Source organism: Hoeflea sp., from assembly GCF_984452065.1.
Genome location: NZ_CFHWAF010000050.1, coordinates 1 through 19,191, shown reverse-complemented (window position 1 = coordinate 19,191; position 19,191 = coordinate 1). Strand labels below are relative to the sequence as shown.

Sequence of the window (19,191 nt, the reverse complement as noted above, 5' to 3'; positions counted from 1 at the left end):
GCCGTGGCCTAAAGCGTCCGGGAGACGTGCTCGACGCGGAAACATTCGATGACGTCGCCGGCGCGGATGTCTTCATAGTTCTCGAAGGCCATGCCGCATTCCTGGCCGGCATTGACCTCGGCAACCTCGTCCTTGAAGCGTTTCAGGGTCTTCAGGCTGCCCTCGTGGATGACCACGCTGTCGCGGATCAGGCGAACGCCGACACCGCGCTCGACCTTGCCTTCGGTGACACGGCAGCCGGCGACCTTGCCGACCTTGGTGATGTTGAAGACCTCGAGGATTTCGGCATTGCCAAGGAAGGTCTCCCGGCGTTCGGGCGACAGCATGCCGGACATGGCCGCTTTCACATCATCGACGAGATCGTAGATGATGTTGTAGTAGCGAATGTCGATGCCGGCCGCAGCCGCGGCGTCGCGCGCCTGGGTATTGGCGCGAACGTTGAAGCCGATGATCGCGGCATCCGACGCTTCGGCCAGCGAAATGTCCGATTCGGTGATGCCGCCGGCACCCGAATGAACGATGCGGACGCGCACCTCGTCGGTGCCGAGCTTGTCCAGAGCCCCGGCAATCGCCTCGATGGAGCCCTGCACGTCGCCCTTGATGACAAGCGGGAATTCCTGTGCCCCGGTGTCCTGAAGCTGGGTCATCATCTGCTCCAGCGATCCGCGCGTGCCCGCCTGACGGGCAACGGCCTTCTCGCGGGCGATCCGCTGACGATACTCGGAGATCTCGCGGGCGCGGGCCTCGTTCTCGACAACGGCGAACCGGTCACCGGCCTGCGGAGTGCCCTGCAGTCCGAGAATCTCGACCGGCGTCGACGGGCCGGCTTCCTTGACCTGCTTGCCGCGGTCGTCGACCAGCGCGCGCACCCGGCCCCATTCATTGCCGGCGACGACGATGTCACCGGTGTGCAAGGTTCCGGCCTCGACGAGGACGGTGGCAACGGAACCGCGACCGCGGTCGAGCTGCGCCTCGATGACGGCGCCTTCGGCGGTCCGGTCCGGATTGGCCTTCAGATCGAGGATCTCAGCCTGCAGCAGGATTGCTTCGAGCAGCCTGTCGAGATTGGTTCCCTTGGTCGCCGACACTTCGACGTCAAGGACCTCACCGCCCATTGATTCCACAAACACCTCGTGCTGCAGCAGTTCGGTGCGCACCTTGTTGACATCGGCCTCGGGCTTGTCGATCTTGTTGATAGCCACGATGATCGGAACACCCGCCGCCTTGGCGTGATTGATCGATTCGATGGTCTGCGGCATGACGCTGTCGTCGGCGGCCACCACCAGAATGGCGACGTCCGTCGCCTGCGCGCCGCGGGCACGCATGGCGGTGAATGCCGCATGGCCCGGCGTATCGATGAAGGTGATCTTCTGGCCGTTGTGCTCGACCTGGTATGCGCCGATATGCTGGGTGATGCCGCCGGCTTCTGCGGCCACCACATTGGCGTTGCGCACGGCATCCAGAAGCGACGTCTTGCCGTGGTCGACATGGCCCATGATGGTGACCACCGGCGGGCGCGACTTGAGCGTGCTTTCATCATCCTTGATATCGAAGATTCCTTCCTCGATATCGGACTCGGCGACACGCTTGACCGTATGCCCGAACTCGCCGGCGATCAGCTCGGCGAGGTCGGCGTCGATCACGTCGCCGGGTTTCATCATCTGACCTTCCTTCATGAGGTACTTGATGACGTCCACCGACCGTTCGGCCATGCGCTGGGACAGTTCCTGGATGGTGATTGTCTCGGGCAGGGTGACTTCGCGGGCGATCTTCTCGCGCGGCTCCTGATTCTGGGCGCGCTTCATCTTCTCCTGACGGCGGCGCATGGCCGACAGCGAGCGGCCGCGCTGGTTGCCGTCTTCGTTCAGCGCCGTGTTGAGCGTCAGCTTGCCGCGGCGGCGCGAATCCTCGCGCGGACGCGACGGTTTCGGCGTTTCCTGGCGTGCCGGCTTGCCGCGCTGCTGGGCGGGCTTGCCGCGCGCACCCTGATCGCCGCCATCATCCGACACCCTGCGGGCAGCCGGTGCCTTTTCAACGGGAACAGGCGGCTCCGGCGCGGCGGCGACGTCCGGCGCTGTTTCTCCGGCGGCCTCGGCCTTTGCTTCCTCTTCCGCCCGGCGAGCGGCCTCTTCTGCGCGTTCCCTGGCGCGGCGGGCATCTTCCTCAGCCCGGCGCGCGGCTTCTTCCTCGGCCCGCTTGCGGTCCTCGACTTCGCGAATCTTGGCGTTTTCCAGCGCGCGTTTGCGTGCATCCATCTCGCTGGCGGACAGTTCCTTCAGCGAGGCGGCGGACTTGCCCGCATCCGCGGCAGGTTCGGCCCTGGCCTTCGGAGCCGGCTTTGCGGCACCCGGCTTCGGCTTGATGCCGGCCGCAAGCGAACCGGATTTTTCCTCGTCAGGCCGGGAAATCCGTCTTTTGCGCGTTTCGACAACCACCGCCTTGGTCCGGCCACGACCCATATCCTGGCGCACCGTTCCCTGCTCAACGCCTGAACGCTTCAGCGTCAGGGTCTTCTTGCTCGACACGCTGATGGTCTTGTCGTCCTTGGTTTCGCTCATTCCGTATCCGTTTCCTGTGCGGGCCTGCCCGCTGTGTGACCGTTCTCCGCTCCATTGCGGTAACGGTCAAGCATCTTTGCGCGTTTCACTACACCCTCACCGGCCTGCCCTGCAAGCACCGCGAGGTGTATTACATTGCCGCCGGCCATCACAATCGCCAATTCATCCGCCGACAGGAGGCGAAAGGCGCTGGTTTCTCCGCCTCCGGAGGCGGTCGCCACGCGGCATGCCTGTTCAATCTTGCGAACGCCGCCGGCCGCGGCATCCGTTGCGTTAAAAACCGCGATGGCCCGCCCGGAGCGGACCGCGGCATCGACCTTCGTGGCGCCGGTCACAACCTGCCCGGCCTTGCGGGCCATGGAGATCATGCCCGTCAGGGCGGAGACGAGCAACATGTCGACCGTGGCATCCAGATCGGCGGGCACCGTGACCCTGGCCTTGAGTGCCCGGGCGAACAGGTTCCGTTTCATCGCCTGCCTCAGACAGGGCCGCTCGGCCGTGACCCAGCATCCGCGGCCGGGCAGCCGGGCCCGGATATCGGCAACGACATTGCCGTCCGGATCGGCAACAAAGCGGATCATGCCGTCCGCCGTTCCGCGTTTGCGGGTGACGATGCATGTCCTGTCATTCATGTCGGCGTCCTTTCCCATAAGGGAAGCTCCCGGACGCTCAGGCCTGCGCCACCTCGCCGGCTGCCTCGACGGTGCCGTCGTCTTCGGCCTCGCCGTCCTCGCCCTCTTCTTCCTCGGCGTGCATCGCCGCCAGGTCTTCCTCGGTGATCCAACCGGCGGCAAGACGGGCGGCAACCACCATGTCCTCGGCTTCGGCCCGCGACACATCGAGATTTGAGAACAGGCCTTCATATTTGACCGTCTCACCATCCTTGCGCTCGACCCAGCCGACCAGATCATCGGCGGCGCAACCGGCAAAGTCCTCCATGGTCTTGATGCCGTCCTCGCCGAGGGCCACCATCATCGCCGTGGTCATGCCCGCAATCGTGCGCAACTCATCGCTGACGCCCAGTTCGAGGCGTTTTTCCTCAAGCCCGGCCTCGATCGCTTCAAGATATTCGCGCGCCCGGCTCTGGATCTCCTCGGCCGTCTCGTCATCGAAGCCCTCGATGGCGGCGATTTCCTCCAGTTCGACATAGGCGACCTCCTCAACCTGGGAGAAGCCCTCCGACGCCAGCACCTGACCGACCATTTCATCGACATTGAGCGCGTTCATGAAGAGCTCGGTGCGTTCGTTGAATTCCTTCTGACGGCGTTCCGATTCTTCCTGCTCGGTCAGGATATCGATATCCCAGCCGGTCAATTGCGAGGCCAGCCGCACGTTCTGACCGCGGCGGCCGATGGCCAGCGAAAGCTGATCATCCGGCACCACGACCTCGATGCGCTCGGCGTCCTCATCGAGAACGACCTTGGCGACCTCGGCCGGCTGCAGCGCATTGACGATGAAGGATGCCGGGTCCATGGACCAGGGGATGATGTCGATCTTTTCGCCCTGCAATTCGCCGACAACGGCCTGAACGCGGCTTCCGCGCATGCCCACACAGGCGCCGACCGGGTCGATCGAACTGTCGTTCGAGATCACCGCGATCTTGGCGCGGGAACCCGGATCACGGGCCACCGAACGGATCTCGATGATGCCGTCATAGATTTCCGGAACTTCCATGGTGAAGAGCTTGACCATGAATTGCGGATGGGTCCGGGACAGGAAGATCTGCGGGCCGCGCTGCTCGCGGCGCACGTCGTAGACAAAGGCGCGGACGCGATCGCCGTAGCGGAAATTCTCCCGCGGTATGAGTTCGTCGCGCCGGATGATCGCCTCGCCGCGGCCAAGGTCGACGATGACATTGCCGTATTCGACACGTTTGACGGTTCCGTTGACGATTTCGCCGACGCGGTCCTTGAACTCCTCATACTGGCGATCACGCTCGGCTTCGCGGACTTTCTGAACAATCACCTGCTTGGCCGACTGGGCGGCAATGCGGCCGAAATCCATCGGCGGCAGCGGTTCGGAGACAAACTCGCCGAGCTGGATTTCCGGATTGTCGTCGCGCGCGAGTTCCAGGGCGATCTGGGTCGAATAATCCTCGACCTGTTCGACAACCTCCAAAAGGCGCTGGAGCTTTATCTCACCGGTCTTCGGATTGATATCGGCGCGAATATTGGATTCAGAGCCGTAGCGCGAGCGCGCCGCCTTCTGAATGGCGTCGGCCATCGCATCGATGACGATTTCGCGGTCGATCGCCTTCTCGCGCGCCACCGCATCGGCAATCTGAAGAAGTTCGAGCCTGTTTGCACTAACTGCCATTTTGGTCTCCATCACATGGCATGGTGCGGCATGTGCCGCCTGTTCTGAGTTCAGCCGTCGCCGTCGGACGGCACTTCCTTTGCATCGCGCGCCGCCTTGGCGGCCTTGTCCGCGGCCAGGGCGTCGCGAATGAGATCACCGGTCAAAACGAGCTTTGCTTCGCTCAACGCCTCAAACGGTATGCGAACCGTCGGCTCGTCGCCGTAGCTGGCCTGATCCCGGGTCAGCAGAAAGCCCTCGTCGTCGACCTGCGATATGGTTCCGCGGAAGCGCTTGCGGTCCGCAACCATGACCGCCGTCTCGCACTTGACCAGATGGCCGGTCCAGCGCTGAAAATCGGATTTGCGCACCATCGGGCGGTCTATTCCCGGCGACGACACCTCCAGATGATAGGCCCGATCCACCGGATCCTCAACGTCGAGCACCGGCGAAAGCGCGCGCGACAGGGCCTCGCAGTCCTCGACCGTCATCGTGCCGTCCTCGCGCTCGGCCATGATCTGAAGCGTCAGGCCGTTCTGACCTGAAAGCCGCACACGCACCAGGCGACAGCCCATGGACACGACCACCGGCTCGACAATGGATGCGATACGCGCATCCAGTCCGGTCTCGGTTATCAGCCGGTCCCCGTCGCTGTCGCGCAAAAGTGTCCGCTCAGCCAAACGCCGCCCCTTGAAGCAGGGTCCGTATCCGGACCCAAGTAACAAAAAAGAGCGGGTCCGTGCGGCCCACTCTTGCTCAGGATGATCAAGATTTTGGCCTCATATACTCTTGAAGCCCGCAGATTGCAAGGCGGTTGACGCCTATCTTCGCTCGAATGTCAGATAGGCCGGGACGCGCGCTTCGCGCAGCGCCTTTGCCTCATAGCGCGTGCCGGGCCATCCCTTGAAGGCAAGACGCCAGTCGTCGGCGCATTCGGCCAGCCAGGAGAACCGCGGATCATTGCCCGTGTGGAGCAGCGTCCAGTTCACATAGCTGTCGATGTCGGAGGCAAAACAGAACAATCCGCCGGGTTTGAGCACCCGTGCGATCCGCTCCAGATTCACCGGAGAGACGAAGCGGCGCTTCCAGTGCTTCTTTTTCGGCCACGGGTCCGGGTACAGCAGATCGACCTGATCGAGCGAGGCCTCGGGCAGCCAGTCCAGAAGGCGGGTGGCGTCGTCGTCGTAAAGGCGGATATTGTCCAAGGGGTCGGCCGCCAGAGCGGCGACACATTTGGCGAGGCCGTTCACGAAGGGCTCGACACCGATAAAACCGGTCCGCGGCATGGCGCGGGCGCGGTAGAGGAGATGCTCGCCGCCGCCAAATCCGATTTCGAGGCGATAATTGTCGAACGCCCGGCCGAAGAGCGCGGACAGATCCGTTGGCGCGGACGTTTCCGGATCAAGCCGCAACGCCGGCAGCAGCACCGAGAGCGCCTTGGCCTGCGCCGGCCGCAGCGCCTTGCCTTTGCGGCGGCCGAAGAACGCCTCCGTCGCACGTGTGGGACGCTCGGACGACATCGCGATGGGCTTCCTGAACGATTGGCCTTTCGGTCAGCCGATCATAGCACGGCCGCCGGTTGCGCGGCACCGTTTGCCGTCCTGGCCTTGAGCGCGGCTTTCAGCGCCTTCACAAGGTCGGTCTTTTCCCAGGAAAACGAGCCGTCGCGGCCGCTCTTGCGTCCAAAATGCCCATAGGCGGCCGTTTTGGCATAGATCGGACGATTGAGATCCAGATGGCGGCGAATTCCGGTCGGCGACAGGTCAATCACTTCGCGAATCGCTTCTTCCACCTGCTCTTCGGACACTTTACCGGTGCCGTGCAGGTTGACATAGATGGACAGCGGCTGCGCAACCCCTATGGCGTAGGACAATTGGATGGTACAGCGTTCGGCGAGCTTCGCGGCGACGATGTTCTTGGCAAGATAGCGCGCCATATAGGCGGCGGAACGGTCGACCTTGGTGGTGTCCTTGCCGGAAAAAGCGCCACCGCCATGGGGCGCCGCGCCGCCATAGGTATCGACGATAATCTTGCGGCCCGTCAGTCCGGCGTCGCCGTCCGGACCGCCGATGACGAATTTTCCGGTCGGATTGATGTACCAGTTGCAGTCGTCAGCGATCAACAGATCGCCGAGCGCTTCGCGGATATAGGGCTCGACGACCTCGCGGACCTTGTGCGAATCCCAGCCGTCATGAAGATGCTGTGTGGACAGCACGATCTGGGTGACTTCGTGCGGTTTTCCGTCGACATAGCGGATCGTGACCTGGCTCTTGCTGTCCGGGCCGAGAAAGGCCGCATCGCCCTCGCCCTTCTTGCGCGCCTCCGCAAGGTGCCGCAGAATCTGATGGGAATAGTAGATCGGCGCCGGCATCAAATCCGGCGTTTCATTGCAGGCATAGCCGAACATGATGCCCTGATCGCCCGCGCCCTCGTCGCCCTGCCTGTCGGCCGCATTGTCGACACCCTGCGCAATATCGGCGGACTGGGTGTGGAGCAGCACGTCGACACGGGCCTTCTTCCAATGGAAGCCGTCCTGCTCATAGCCGATGTCGCGAATAGCGCGGCGGGCGGCGGAGCGGAAGCGGGACGGATTGATCACATCATTGCCGTTCTTGTCCTTCTTCATCAGCGACGGCGGCACGCGTACCTCGCCGGCAATGACGACGCGATTGGTGGTCGCCAGCGTTTCCGCGGCAACGCGAACAGCCCACGGGTCGGCGCCCGTCTTGCGCGCCTCCTTGTAGATCAGATCGACAATCTCATCCGAAATCCGGTCGCACACCTTGTCCGGGTGTCCCTCCGATACCGATTCGCTCGTGAACAGATAATTGCTTCGCGCCATGCCCGCCTCTCGGAACTGCTGCTGAATGTCGACTTGTTATGCAAAACGACCGACAAATACAAGCGCAGAACGATATAAATATATCTTGATATGATGAAGTGGCGCGCACAGAGCCTTCAGAACCATTGCTGGAACCTCGGCGCGTGGCGCTTGATAGCGATGAGGGAAAGAAATCGGGAAAGGCGCGTGGACGCTTTTGAATTCGTCCATTTCCCGAGAGTTTATCCTATTCGGAGTCTGCGGCCAGTGCCTTGACAAGATCGACGATCTTGCGGCGGACCTTCGGATCACCGATTTTCACAAAAGCCCTGTTGAGTTGCAGGCCTTCCGATGAAGACAGAAAATCGACGACATAGTTGGAACTGGATGCTTCTGAAGCGCCCGGCTGACCGGTGGACGGATCGCCCGGGGCATCTTCAAAGAAGAATGATACCGGAACGTTCAGAATTGACGATATGTTTTGCAGACGGCTGGCGCCGACGCGGTTGGTTCCTTTCTCATATTTCTGAATTTGCTGGAACGTAATCCCCAAGGCATCACCCAGCTTTTCCTGGCTCATGCCGAGCATGGTGCGGCGCAGCCGGATTCGGCTGCCCACATGAATATCGATGGGGTTTGGTTTTTTCTTATTCACAATGGATGTCATTTTCATTTTCCTGCAGATGTAAATACATCTGCCTCGTGGTTGCGGACACCGGTGCTGTTAAAGTAATAGCCTCCCCCGCCCTGTTTCGAAGACTGTACTGATTGGCAACACCAGCGGTTCTACTTCTACAAATATTATCTATGCAATTTTAAGGGTTTTGCGTCAATTGTCAGTTCTCCTAAAACTGTAACGTGAAACCAGTGCGCCGGTCAAAAGCAATGCGATAATCAACCAGAAGGCAAGCCGGGACGACCAGATGCCTCTATTTGCGGGCATTTTTTGCGGCAGGGCAAAATCAACAGCACCAATCACGTTTTGTTTCATGCCATCGACAACGCGTCCTCTCGCGTCAGTAACGGCCGATATTCCGTTGTTTGCCGCCCGGACAAGCGGCAGGCCGGTTTCCACCGCGCGCAATTGCGCCTGACGAAAATGCTGATACGGACCGGACGTACGGCCGTACCAGGCATCGTTGGTCACATTGAGGATGAAATCCGCCGGCGGACCTTCCGCCTGAAGTTCGGCGGGGAAAATAATTTCGTAGCATATTGACGGTAAAAAACGCCTGTCACCAGCAATCGGCACAGTATAACGCCGGCTGCCCGCAGAAAATCCGCCCGGTGTCTCGGCGATGGTATCAAGCCCGGCCCGGTGCAGCAGTTCCTCCAAAGGAAGATATTCGCCGAAGGGAACAAGGTGCCGCTTGTCCGCCGCAGCGGTGATCTGCCCGTCATCGTCAATGACCAGGATTGAATTGTAATACCGCGTCCGGGCACCGGTCTCGCCGCGTTCCTCGCGCACCGCTCCGGTGATCAGCGTCTGGCCGTCCTGCAGCGTTTCTCCGATCAGGGCAAGCGCTTCCGGGTTGCTGGTCAGCAAGAAAGGAACGGAGGTTTCAGGCCAGACAATATGCGTCGGCTGCGGACCGTCGCCGGCGGGCGCCGAAGACAGGTCCAGCAAGGTGGCGAAAATGCGCATGCGCTCGCCGTCGTCCCACTTCTCGGACTGGTCAATCGACGGCTGTACGATGCGCAGCACAATCGATTCATCCGGTTCGGGCAGAGGCTGGGCCAGCCGCCAGTAGCCCCATCCGAGATGGGCGACAAGCAGAGCCAGTGCGATGGCAAAGCCGGGAACGAGGCCGCGGCGGGTGGCGATCAGGGAGGGAACCGAGAAGATGAACACCGCCAGCGCCGACATGCCGAAGATGCCGATCAGCGCCGAGGACTGCATCATCAAGGGGGTCGGCATCAGACCGTAGCCGACGGCATTCCACGGAAACCCGGTCAGAACGAAGCTCCGCAGCCACTCGGCAAGCCCGAAACCGGCGGCAAGCGCGCAAATGCGGCCGAGCCCGTCCGACCAGAAAAGCCGCGCAAGGGCCGTGGCAAGGCCAAAAAAGAGCGCCAGCAGGGCCGGCAGGCCCAGCACCGCAAGCGGCAAGGCCCAGGCAAATTCCTCGGCCTCGATGAGCAAAGCATTGCCGAGCCACCAAAGACCGCCCACGAAATAACCGAAACCGAACCACCAGCCGGTCCAGAAAGCCGGAGCGAGACGGCCGAGCGGGCCCGAATCGGCATGACCGCTGGCACCGTCGAGGAGCCAGACGAGCAAAGTGAACGAGATAAACAGGACAGCAAAGAAGTCGAAAGGCGGGAGCGCCAGAACGCCTGCGGTACCGGCACAAAAGGAAACGACCCACCGCCTTGGTCCCCAAAGCAGCATAATCTTCCCTGCCAGACGCTCCATAACCCCTCCAGTGCCGCCCAACGCTGTGTTTCCCGACGCATGGTGCGCAAAAACTCGCGCGCCCGGCCTGACGAATCACCAGCGCACAAGGTGTTATAGCAAAAAGTCGACGGATGTTTACCTATGCCGCGCAACTGCGAACATGGAAGATTGAGCCGCGCCTCAGACAGGCGTCAGGGCGCGTCCTGCCCGGCAGGTTCGGGCTGCGAGCGCTTGTCGGAGTCCTTCGGCCCGGGCTCGGTTCTGGCGGCCTCGCCCTTGGCGGGCCGGCGGCGGCGTTCGAACACGCGGCGGCGCACGATGCGCACCCGGCGGATACGGCGCGGATCGGCCTCCAGCACATGGAACTCAAACTGCGGCAGCGCCCGGACGACCTCGCCGCGGGCCGGAATGCGGCCAATCGCCGAATAGATCAGGCCGCCAAGTGTATCGACGTCGTCGGCCCTGCCACCCACATCGAAATCGCTGCCGATCACCTCGGCGATGTTCTCAAGTTCGGCGCGCGCGTCGGCGACAAAGACATCCTCCGACACACGCGTGATCATGTCGGCCTCGTCGTCGTGCTCGTCTTCGATGTCGCCGACGACCATTTCGACAATGTCTTCCAGCGACACGAGGCCATCCGTGCCGCCATATTCATCGATCACCAGCGCCATCTGCGTGCGCATGGCCTGCATCCTCTGCATCAGGTCCGAGGCGAGCATTGACGGCGGCACGAAGAGGACATCGCGGACGATGCCGGCCTCATCCACGGTTTTGCTGAGATCCACACGCGTCAGATCGAACTGGCCCGGCTTGGAGGATCTTTCCTTTTTCGGCGGCGTGTTCGCGTTGGCGGATTTGGCGTTGCCGTTGCGCGTGCCGCGCCGCTTGTTGCGGGCCTGTATCGTCAGGTGAGCGACAAGGTCGCGTATGTGCACCATGCCACGCGGATCATCCAGCGTGTCGCCATAGACCGGCATGCGCGAATGTCCCGATTCCTCGAACAGCACCATCAGCTCGTCCAGCGAAATGCCGCATTCGACAGCAATGATTTCAGCACGCGGGATCATCACGTCCTCGACCCGCACCTCACGCAACCGCAGGATATTGTGCAACATCGCCCGCTCCTCGGGCGTGAACGCGGCGCCCAGCGGGCCGTCGGCGGACAGCGCGTCGGTCAGGTCCTCACGCAGGCTGTAGCCGTCCGACGACCGGAACAGCCTCAGGAACCGCGACCACCAGCCGGCGCCGTTGCGGTCCGGCTGGGAAACGACAACCGGAAGCTGCCTACTTCCAGGGTCTTCGCCGCTTTCTGAATCCTGTGTACCGGAAGACGCCTCCGCCGGCGCCGCACTGCTGGATTGCTCGCTCATCATTCGTCAGGCCGGGGGTGTATTTTCATAGGGGTCAGATAGGTCGAGGGTCGCCAAAATGCGAGTCTCAAGCCCTTCCATTATCCGCGCGTCGTCATCATCAACGTGATCATAGCCTAACAGATGCAAAAATCCATGCACCAGGAGATGAGTCAGATGGTTATCGAAAGCGATACCCAGCGCACCGGCTTCGGCTGCAACGGTTTCGCGCGCCAGCAGGATATCGCCGAGCATGGGCCCGGGCATTCCTCCCGGCTTTAGCGGACATGCCGGAAAGGACAGCACGTTTGTCGGCTTGTCCTGACCGCGCCATGTGTCGTTGATGCCCCTTACGGTCTCGTCATCGGCAAAAAGCAATGAAAGCTCGCAGCCCGCCCGCGGAAAGAGCAGTCCCTCCTCACGCGCGAGATAATCGCACGCGGCCGTGACGGCTCGCTCGCACAGGGCCTCGAGAACGCCCGCGGCCGGCCAGCCGTCGGCCTCTATGCTGATCTGAATGTCGATCGGCGCGCCCGTCGGCATCGGCGGCTTTTATCCGCCATCCGACTTGCCGCTGTCGGCAATCATGGCGTTCTCCGCGTCATAGGCGGCAACGATCCGCGCCACCAACGGGTGACGCACCACATCGGTGTCGCGGAAGCGGACCGTCACCACGCCTTCAACACCCTTGAGGATGTGAAGCGCTTCGACCAGTCCGGACTTCACGCCGCGCGGCAGATCGATCTGGCTGGGGTCGCCGGTGACGATCATGCGGGCGTTTTCGCCCAGGCGCGTCAGGAACATCTTCATCTGCATCGACGTCGTGTTCTGGGCCTCGTCCAGGATAACGGCGGCATTCGACAGCGTGCGGCCGCGCATGAACGCAAGCGGCGCGATCTCGATGACGCCGGCAGTGATCGCACGCTCGACCTTGTCGCCCGGGATCATGTCGTAAAGCGCGTCGTAGAGCGGGCGCAGATAAGGATCGACCTTCTCCTTCATGTCGCCCGGCAGATAGCCGAGACGTTCGCCGGCCTCCACCGCGGGGCGCGACAGGATGATCTTCTCGATCAGGCCGCGTTCAAGGAGCTGCGCGGCATGGGCAACCGCGAGATAGGTCTTGCCGGTGCCGGCGGGACCTATTCCGAACAGGAGTTCGGCGCGGTCCATGGCGCGGATATAGGCATCCTGGTTGGGCGTGCGCGCTACGATGGTCTTCTTGCGGGTCGCGACCTGCGCGAAGGCCATCTTGCCCTTGTTTTCCATGGTCGGAAGCGTCAGCTGATCGTCGGCGGCGACGGACATGCGTATGGCGCCCTCGACATCGGAGGCCTGTACCTCGTCGCCGTCCTGCAGGCGCTCGTAGAGATAATCGAGCGTCCTGCGGGCCTGGTTTATGGCCGAAGCCTCGCCCTGTATCGACACCTGATTGCCGCGGGCGCGCGCGTCGACGCCGAGCTTCTGCTCGATCAGGGCAAGATTCTGGTCGAACTGGCCGAACAGCTCACTGGCAAGACGATTGTTTTCGAAGGTCAGGACGATGTGGGTCTTGTCGGACGCACCGGTCTTCGATCCTGAGGTCTTTTTCCTGATCGTGCCTGCTTTGTTCAAACGGTCGTACTCCCGGTCTCGGCCTGCAAAGGCTCGGCGAACAGCGAGTTCTTGCCGGCCTGCGTGATTCTCACCCGTATAATTTCACCGATTTGCGACGAATTTGCATCAACTATCACCGGCTGCAGCCAGGGAGAGCGCCCGATCAGCTGCCCGGCGAGCCTGCCGGGCTTTTCCAGCAGCAGATCGATGTCGGTCCCGACACAGTCTTGCGCGAACTCCGATTGCTGCTCGCGGAGCAGGGTCTGCAGCCGCTCCAACCGCCGTGATTTCACGTCTTCGGGCACCTGATCCCCAAGCTCGGCGCCCGGCGTTCCGGGCCGGGGCGAATATTTGAAGGAAAAGGCCTGTGCATAGCGCACGGTCTCGATCAGGCGCAGCGTGTCTTCGAAATCGGCATCGCTCTCGCCCGGGAAGCCGACGATGAAATCCCCGGAAAGCGCGATGTCGGGGCGGGCGGACCGGATCCTTTCCACAAGCCGCAGATAATCGTCGGCCGTGTGGCGCCGGTTCATGGCCTTGAGTACGCTGTCGGACCCTGCCTGAACGGGCAGGTGAAGATAGGGCATCAGCTTGTCGAGATCGCGGTGCGCCGCGATCAGCGCATCGTCCATGTCGCGCGGATGGCTGGTCGTATAACGCAGGCGTTCCAGACCGTCGATCTCGGCAAGCCGCCGCAGCAGTTCGCCAAGCCCCCATTCGCGGCCGTCCGGGCCGGCGCCGTGCCAGGCATTGACATTCTGCCCGAGCAGGGTGATTTCGCGCACGCCGGCCTCGACCAGGCTCAATGCCTCCGAAACGATCTGGCCGACCGGCCGGGAGACCTCGGATCCCCGCGTATAGGGCACCACGCAGAACGTGCAGAACTTGTCACATCCCTCCTGCACGGTCAAAAAAGCGGTGACGCCGCGCGACGCGATGACCTTTTTTTCCGGCCGCGGCAGGTGATCGAATTTGTCCTCGATCGCATATTCGGTCTCGACAACCTTCTCGCCATTGCGTGCGCGGGCGACGGCCTGCGGCAGCAGGTGGTAGGTCTGCGGACCGATGACAAGATCGACGATCGGCGCGCGGCGGATGATTTCCCGGCCTTCCGCCTGCGCGACGCAACCGGCCACGCCGACCATCATGTCGCGGCCCTCTTCGGCCCTGGCCTGCTTGAGCTGGCGTATGCGGCCGAGCTCCGAATAGACCTTCTCGGCGGCCTTTTCCCGGATATGGCAGGTGTTGAGCAATAAAAGATCGGCATCCTCGGGATCGTCGGTCGGCTGATAGCCGTCGCGCGCCAGCGCATCCGCCATGCGCTCGGAGTCATAGACATTCATCTGGCAGCCATAGGTCTTGACAAAAACCTTGCGCATATGGGTTCCGGGGCTCTTGTGAGCCGCTTCGGGCATCTTTGTCAGTGTCTCGGTCTGCATATTAGAGTATCCGTTTTGATCCGGCCGCCCGCCTGGCGGCTTTGCCGGAATATATAGTGTTCCCGACAGCCAATCGCGGCTGTTTGCGGCAGAGTCAAGCCAAAACCACGATCAACGCAATCGGCGCGGTCACTCGGAACGGGCCGTCAACGGGGCGGATGAGGCCATATCGACGCCGTAGAGCTGGTGTTGATGCATCAGCCGGACCTGCCGCTCGATTTCGCGCGTCACACGCTTGCGGTTGCTTTGCCTGTCGTAGCGAACCGGCTCGCCGAAACACACCTGAACGTCGAGCGCGCCCTCCCTCAGAACGCCCATCAGGTGCGGCGGCAGTTCGGTATCGCCCGGCCAGGCGGCAAGCGGGCGGCCGTAACGGCCGAGCGGCACGCCGTTGGCATGGGTATAGGCGACCGCGACCGGCTGGATGGAAACGCTGCCGGTGGGCGATGCGTCCAGTGCCGACGCCGCGGCGGCGAAAAGCGAACTCTTGAAATCGAGGATCCGGTTGCCGTCCGACGTGGTGCCTTCGGCAAACAGGACGACGATCTCGCCATCGGCCAGCCTCTTGGCGACCTCGCTGACCTGTTCGCCCGTCCGGCGGCGCCTTTCGCGCTCGATGAAGACCGTGCGCTGCCAGCGGGCAAGCCAACCGAAAACCGGCCAGTCCCGCACCTCGGATTTTGCAATGAACACCACATCGGCGACGCAGGACAGGACGACAATGTCCTTCCAGCTGCTGTGGTTGGCGGCAATCATCAGGGGCCTGTGCGTGTCGAGCGCGCCGTGGGTGATGATACGCAGACCCAGCAGGCGGGCCGCGACCCGGTGCCACCAGCGCGGCAGATACCAGGAAAGCTTCCAGCCGAAACGGTTCGATGTGAGCTGGACGGGCAGCAAAAGCAGCGTCCACAGGACAATCAGCGTCAAAACGACGACAATGCGGATCCATGCGATCACCGGCGCGGCCTCACAGCACCAAGGCGATTGTCCGGACAGCGGGCAATCATGTCAGTCCTTTGTCTTGGCGAGCGGAATTCCGTAAAGCTCAAGGCGATGATCCACCAACTTGAAGCCGTGTTCACGGGCGATCTTTTCCTGCAGGGCCTCGATCTCGGCGGACTGGAACTCAACCACCCGCCCGGTTTTGAGATCGATCAGGTGGTCATGATGCTCGTCGGGCACGGTCTCGTAGCGTGAGCGGCCGTCACGAAAATCATGACGCTCGATAATGCCGGCATCCTCGAAGAGCTTGACCGTACGATAGACAGTCGAAATCGAGATGTTCGGATCAACCTCGACGGACCGTCTGTAGAGTTCCTCGACATCCGGATGATCGGCCGCCCCCTCGAGCACCCGGGCGATAACGCGTCTTTGCTCGGTCATGCGCATGCCGCGTTCAACGCACAATTGCTCAAGAGACTTTACCTGATCTGTCACGCGCAACCTCACAGCCGCCACATTGCAAATTCACGGACTGGCCTACCCAAGATCGAGCCGCATGACAAGCGCCGCCGTCTTCGCTCCACCGCCCTCGTCGTAATAAGCCGCACGCTCGGCCACCTTGGCAAAGCCGATCTTGCGGTAGAGCGACAGCGCGGCCTCATTGCCCTCGTCCACTTCCAGAAACAGGCTTTCGGCGCCCTCGGAGCGCAGATTGCGCAAAACCGCACCCATCAGCCGCCAGCCAATGCCGGACCGTCTGTGTTTCGGCCTGACGGCCAGGGTCAGGATTTCCGCCTCGCCCTCGACAAGACGGGCCAGCACAAAACCGCCGGCCTTCGCCCACCTGCCGGGACGGCGGGCGACAAAGCCGAAGACGGGTTCCTGCACCAGCAGCGCTTCAATCTCTCCGTCCGTCCAGGGGCGGGAAAATCCGTCCGCATGCAGCGCCGATGCATCGGCGCAGTCGGCGGGCGTCATCGGCACGATCTCGAATTCCTCGCCCCATCCGAACAGTGACGAGGCCGTCACGGGCGTATCTCCCGGCGGCTGACGGCAAAACCCGCCTGCGGCTTGGCGTCGGCGGCGCGAAGATAGAGCGGTTTTGGAGAATCAGCGGGGTTTTCCATTTCGGCCGCCAGTTCGGCCACCGCGCCAATATCGACCGTCGACACGACGGGCGACGGGCCGGGCGCATCCTGCGCCCCGGCGACGAGGGCGGCGCCGGACCCCAGCAGCAGGGCGCCAGCCTCAACGGCAATGTCCGCGGCCGCTTCGGGCGGCATGGCGGCTGGATCACCCGCCGGCCGGTGCTTTGCATCGAAAAGCTGGGCGTAGACCTCGCCGCGGCGCGCATCGAGAGCGACCAATGCCGGTTTGCCAGGTTGTGCCCGGACCATGAGCGCATCGAACGCTGTCACCCCGACGAGCGGTATGCCCAAGGCAAGGGAAAGCCCGCGCATCGCGGAAACCCCGACACGCAGCCCGGTAAAGGAGCCCGGGCCGATGCACACGCCGAGGCGCTGAAGATCGCTGTAGACCACACCCGCCTCCTGCAAGGCGTGCGCAATGACGGGGAAGAGCCGCTCGGCATGGCCGCGGCCGATGCGCTCGACCGACCGGCCGATCTCGCCGCGTCCGGACGAATCGTAAACACAGGCCGCGCAATCGCCGGCGGAGGTATCAACCGCAAGCGTGATCATGGGCTTCAAGCGCGCCGGCCAGTATGGCGTTGAATTCATCCGGCCGGGTCAGGAACGGCGCATGCCCGGCGCCGGCGATGACATGAACCCCGTCGGTGCAGCCGGGTATGCGCTCGGCCATATAGGTGCTGGCGCCCGGCTTGCAGACCAGATCCCCGTCACCACCGATGATCGTCGTCGGCAAGGTGATCTGCGCAAGGAGCCCGATCTGCGAACGCTCATCGGTGGTCACATAGTCATTGATCGTGACGTCCTGACGCGCCCTTGCCGCAAGATCACGGTATCGCGCCTCAAAGGCCGCGACCTGTTTGTCCCAGACAGTCCCGTCCATCATGATGCCATGGACAAAAAGCAGGGCGGGCAGATCGCCGCCGGAATCGGCCACAAAGATCCGTTCCCCGCCTATTTCCAGCATTTTTCGGACATCCGCTCGTCGCCCCCGCGCAGATTCATCGTGTTGCGTGTCGTAAAGCGGGCGTGCAGCCGCGGCTAGACGGCCTCGACTTCCTGAACTTCCGGGACGAAATGGCGCAAAAGGTTCTGAATGCCGTGCTTCAAGGTCGCCGTTGACGACGGACAGCCCGCGCATGCGCCCTTCATGTGCAGGAACACGCGTCCCTCCTTGTAGCCCCTGAACGTTATGTCGCCGCCATCCTGTGCAACGGCCGGGCGCACCCTCGTTTCCAGGAGTTCCTTGATGGTCGCCACGATCGTTGCATCGGCCTCGTCATAGAACTCGCCTTCATCCTCAAGCTCCGGCGCGGCTTCGTTGTTCATGACCGGTTCGCCGGACATGAAGTGTTCCATAATCGCACCGAGGATCGCCGGCTTGAGATGCTGCCAATCGGCGTCATCCTTGGTCACCGTGATGAAATCATAGCCGTAAAATACGCCCGTCACGCCGTGTATCGCGAACAGGCGCGCTGCCAGAGGCGAGGCTTCGGCGGCGCTGTCGGGATCGCGAAAATCGGCGGAACCGCCCTCGTAAACCACCTTTCCGGGCAGAAATTTGAGCGTTGCCGGGTTGGGCGTGGCTTCGGTCTGTATGAACATTGGCTGTACTCCTGAGCCGGGGCGGCGCTTCGCAGAGGCCCGCCTGAATATGGCTGGAAAATAAGGCACATGGCGTGCGACTTCAAGGAGACGCGGTGACGAAGACCCGTACGGCGCCGCCCTCAGCTCAGCGCTTCGATGTCCTCGTCGCTCAGAGCGTCCGGTATCACCGTGACCGGAATGGGAAAAGCGGCGCCGCGGCCGGCGATGGAGGCAACGAGCGGCCCGGGCCCGTCCTTTGCCGATCCGGACGCCAGGACGAGGATCGCGATGTCCTGATCTTCCTCGATCAGCGCATGAATTTCATCCACGGTCGTGCCCATGCGGATCTGCAGTTCGGGCTCGATACCGCTGTTCTCCCTGACCTGCGCGGCAAAGCGCTCAAGGGCGGCATTGCCCTCTTCCTGCTGCTCGGCCTTCATGATTTCCTCGACACCGAGCCAGTGCTGGAAGTCGCCGGGTTCAATGACGTAGATCAGGACGAGGACCCCGTTGGTGCGCCTGGCACGGCTGGCGGCATAATGAACCGCCCGCTCGCATTCCGGCGTATCGTCGATCACGGCAAGGAATTTACGCCGGTGACCCTCTTCCCTGGATAGTCGTTTCGATACCATGGCGCGGAGTTTGCCACCGGCCCAGCGCCGCGGCAAGCGTTAGTTTCCCGCAGTCCCCAGCGCGAACCGGGCGCGATTCAGCGAAGCAGGCCGACGATATCCTTGACATCGTTCATGGTTCGGCCGGCGATGGCCGCGGCCCGTTCGCCGCCGTCCCGCAACACATCGTCAATGTGGTCGGGGCTCTCCAGAAGACGCCGCATCTCGTCGTTGATCGGCGACATGACGCTGACGGCAAGCTCCGTCAAAGCCGGCTTGAAGGCGGAGAACTGCTGGCCGCCAAACTCGGCGATCACCGCCTCGCGCATCGAATCGGACAGCGCCGCGTAAATGCCGACAAGGTTTTCGGCTTCCGGCCGCCCGGCAAGGCCCTCGACGTCACCCGGGAGCGGCTCGGGGTCCGTCTTTGCCTTGCGGATCTTCTTG

19 protein-coding genes and 1 pseudogene are annotated in these 19,191 nt (G+C 62.6%); all 20 read right to left on the bottom strand.

What is annotated here, in order from left to right; translation table 11 throughout:
- Positions 1-8: 8 nt before the first annotated feature.
- A complete protein-coding gene (gene infB, locus AC5E6N_RS11595; protein WP_491747963.1) occupies positions 9-2,558 on the bottom strand; it encodes a translation initiation factor IF-2 in 2,550 nt (849 codons plus the stop codon).
- Positions 2,555-3,190: an RNA-binding protein gene (locus AC5E6N_RS11590; protein WP_491747962.1), complete on the bottom strand. Its 636-nt coding sequence runs from the start codon at positions 3,188-3,190 to the stop codon at positions 2,555-2,557. Before AC5E6N_RS11590 ends, infB begins: the two co-directional genes overlap by 4 nt.
- 37 nt (positions 3,191-3,227) lie before the next feature.
- Positions 3,228-4,874 (bottom strand): transcription termination factor NusA, encoded by a 1,647-nt coding sequence (gene nusA, locus AC5E6N_RS11585; protein ID WP_491747961.1) that lies wholly within the window; start codon positions 4,872-4,874, stop codon positions 3,228-3,230.
- A 50-nt stretch (positions 4,875-4,924) separates the two neighbouring features.
- On the bottom strand, positions 4,925-5,533 hold the full coding sequence (gene rimP, locus AC5E6N_RS11580; RefSeq protein ID WP_491747960.1) for a ribosome maturation factor RimP: 609 nt from the start codon (positions 5,531-5,533) through the stop codon (positions 4,925-4,927).
- A gap of 141 nt (positions 5,534-5,674) precedes the next feature.
- Positions 5,675-6,373 (bottom strand): tRNA (guanine(46)-N(7))-methyltransferase TrmB, encoded by a 699-nt coding sequence (trmB, locus tag AC5E6N_RS11575; protein ID WP_491747959.1) that lies wholly within the window; start codon positions 6,371-6,373, stop codon positions 5,675-5,677.
- A 41-nt stretch (positions 6,374-6,414) separates the two neighbouring features.
- Positions 6,415-7,695 carry a methionine adenosyltransferase gene (gene metK, locus AC5E6N_RS11570; RefSeq protein ID WP_491747958.1) on the bottom strand — a complete coding sequence of 427 codons (1,281 nt, stop codon included), beginning with the start codon at positions 7,693-7,695 and terminating at the stop codon, positions 6,415-6,417.
- 226 nt (positions 7,696-7,921) lie between these two features.
- On the bottom strand, positions 7,922-8,341 hold the full coding sequence (locus AC5E6N_RS11565; RefSeq protein ID WP_491688233.1) for a helix-turn-helix domain-containing protein: 420 nt from the start codon (positions 8,339-8,341) through the stop codon (positions 7,922-7,924).
- Between the two features lie 162 nt (positions 8,342-8,503).
- Positions 8,504-10,090: an apolipoprotein N-acyltransferase gene (lnt, locus tag AC5E6N_RS11560; protein ID WP_491747957.1), complete on the bottom strand. Its 1,587-nt coding sequence runs from the start codon at positions 10,088-10,090 to the stop codon at positions 8,504-8,506.
- Positions 10,091-10,263: 173 nt separating this feature from the next.
- The gene (locus AC5E6N_RS11555) at positions 10,264-11,445 is read right to left on the bottom strand and encodes a hemolysin family protein (RefSeq protein WP_491747956.1); all 1,182 of its coding nucleotides are present in this window, start codon (positions 11,443-11,445) and stop codon (positions 10,264-10,266) included.
- 6 nt (positions 11,446-11,451) lie between these two features.
- Entirely contained in the window at positions 11,452-11,967 is a 516-nt protein-coding gene (gene ybeY / locus AC5E6N_RS11550; RefSeq protein WP_491747955.1) for an rRNA maturation RNase YbeY, read from the bottom strand.
- A 9-nt stretch (positions 11,968-11,976) separates the two neighbouring features.
- Positions 11,977-13,035, bottom strand: coding sequence for a PhoH family protein (locus AC5E6N_RS11545; RefSeq protein WP_491747954.1), 1,059 nt, complete (start codon positions 13,033-13,035; stop codon positions 11,977-11,979).
- Positions 13,032-14,456 carry a tRNA (N6-isopentenyl adenosine(37)-C2)-methylthiotransferase MiaB gene (gene miaB, locus AC5E6N_RS11540; protein ID WP_491747953.1) on the bottom strand — a complete coding sequence of 475 codons (1,425 nt, stop codon included), beginning with the start codon at positions 14,454-14,456 and terminating at the stop codon, positions 13,032-13,034. Before miaB ends, AC5E6N_RS11545 begins: the two co-directional genes overlap by 4 nt.
- A gap of 129 nt (positions 14,457-14,585) precedes the next feature.
- Positions 14,586-15,413, bottom strand: a complete 828-nt coding sequence (gene olsA, locus AC5E6N_RS11535) for a lyso-ornithine lipid O-acyltransferase (protein ID WP_491688227.1) — start codon at positions 15,411-15,413, stop codon at positions 14,586-14,588.
- 51 nt (positions 15,414-15,464) lie between these two features.
- The gene (locus AC5E6N_RS11530) at positions 15,465-15,893 is read right to left on the bottom strand and encodes a Fur family transcriptional regulator (protein ID WP_491747952.1); all 429 of its coding nucleotides are present in this window, start codon (positions 15,891-15,893) and stop codon (positions 15,465-15,467) included.
- A gap of 42 nt (positions 15,894-15,935) precedes the next feature.
- On the bottom strand, positions 15,936-16,427 hold the full coding sequence (locus AC5E6N_RS11525; RefSeq protein ID WP_491688225.1) for a GNAT family N-acetyltransferase: 492 nt from the start codon (positions 16,425-16,427) through the stop codon (positions 15,936-15,938).
- A complete protein-coding gene (tsaB, locus tag AC5E6N_RS11520; RefSeq protein ID WP_491747951.1) occupies positions 16,424-17,098 on the bottom strand; it encodes a tRNA (adenosine(37)-N6)-threonylcarbamoyltransferase complex dimerization subunit type 1 TsaB in 675 nt (224 codons plus the stop codon). Before tsaB ends, AC5E6N_RS11525 begins: the two co-directional genes overlap by 4 nt.
- Positions 17,079-17,513 (bottom strand): alpha/beta fold hydrolase, encoded by a 435-nt coding sequence (locus tag AC5E6N_RS11515; protein WP_491747950.1) that lies wholly within the window; start codon positions 17,511-17,513, stop codon positions 17,079-17,081. The genes tsaB and AC5E6N_RS11515 overlap by 20 nt, the downstream gene beginning before the upstream one ends.
- A gap of 74 nt (positions 17,514-17,587) precedes the next feature.
- Positions 17,588-18,151 carry a NifU family protein gene (locus AC5E6N_RS11510; RefSeq protein ID WP_491688222.1) on the bottom strand — a complete coding sequence of 188 codons (564 nt, stop codon included), beginning with the start codon at positions 18,149-18,151 and terminating at the stop codon, positions 17,588-17,590.
- Between the two features lie 122 nt (positions 18,152-18,273).
- Positions 18,274-18,765: a universal stress protein gene (locus AC5E6N_RS11505; RefSeq protein ID WP_491688221.1), complete on the bottom strand. Its 492-nt coding sequence runs from the start codon at positions 18,763-18,765 to the stop codon at positions 18,274-18,276.
- 77 nt (positions 18,766-18,842) lie between these two features.
- A pseudogene (locus AC5E6N_RS11500) lies at positions 18,843-19,191 on the bottom strand (tryptophan--tRNA ligase); the annotation flags it as partial.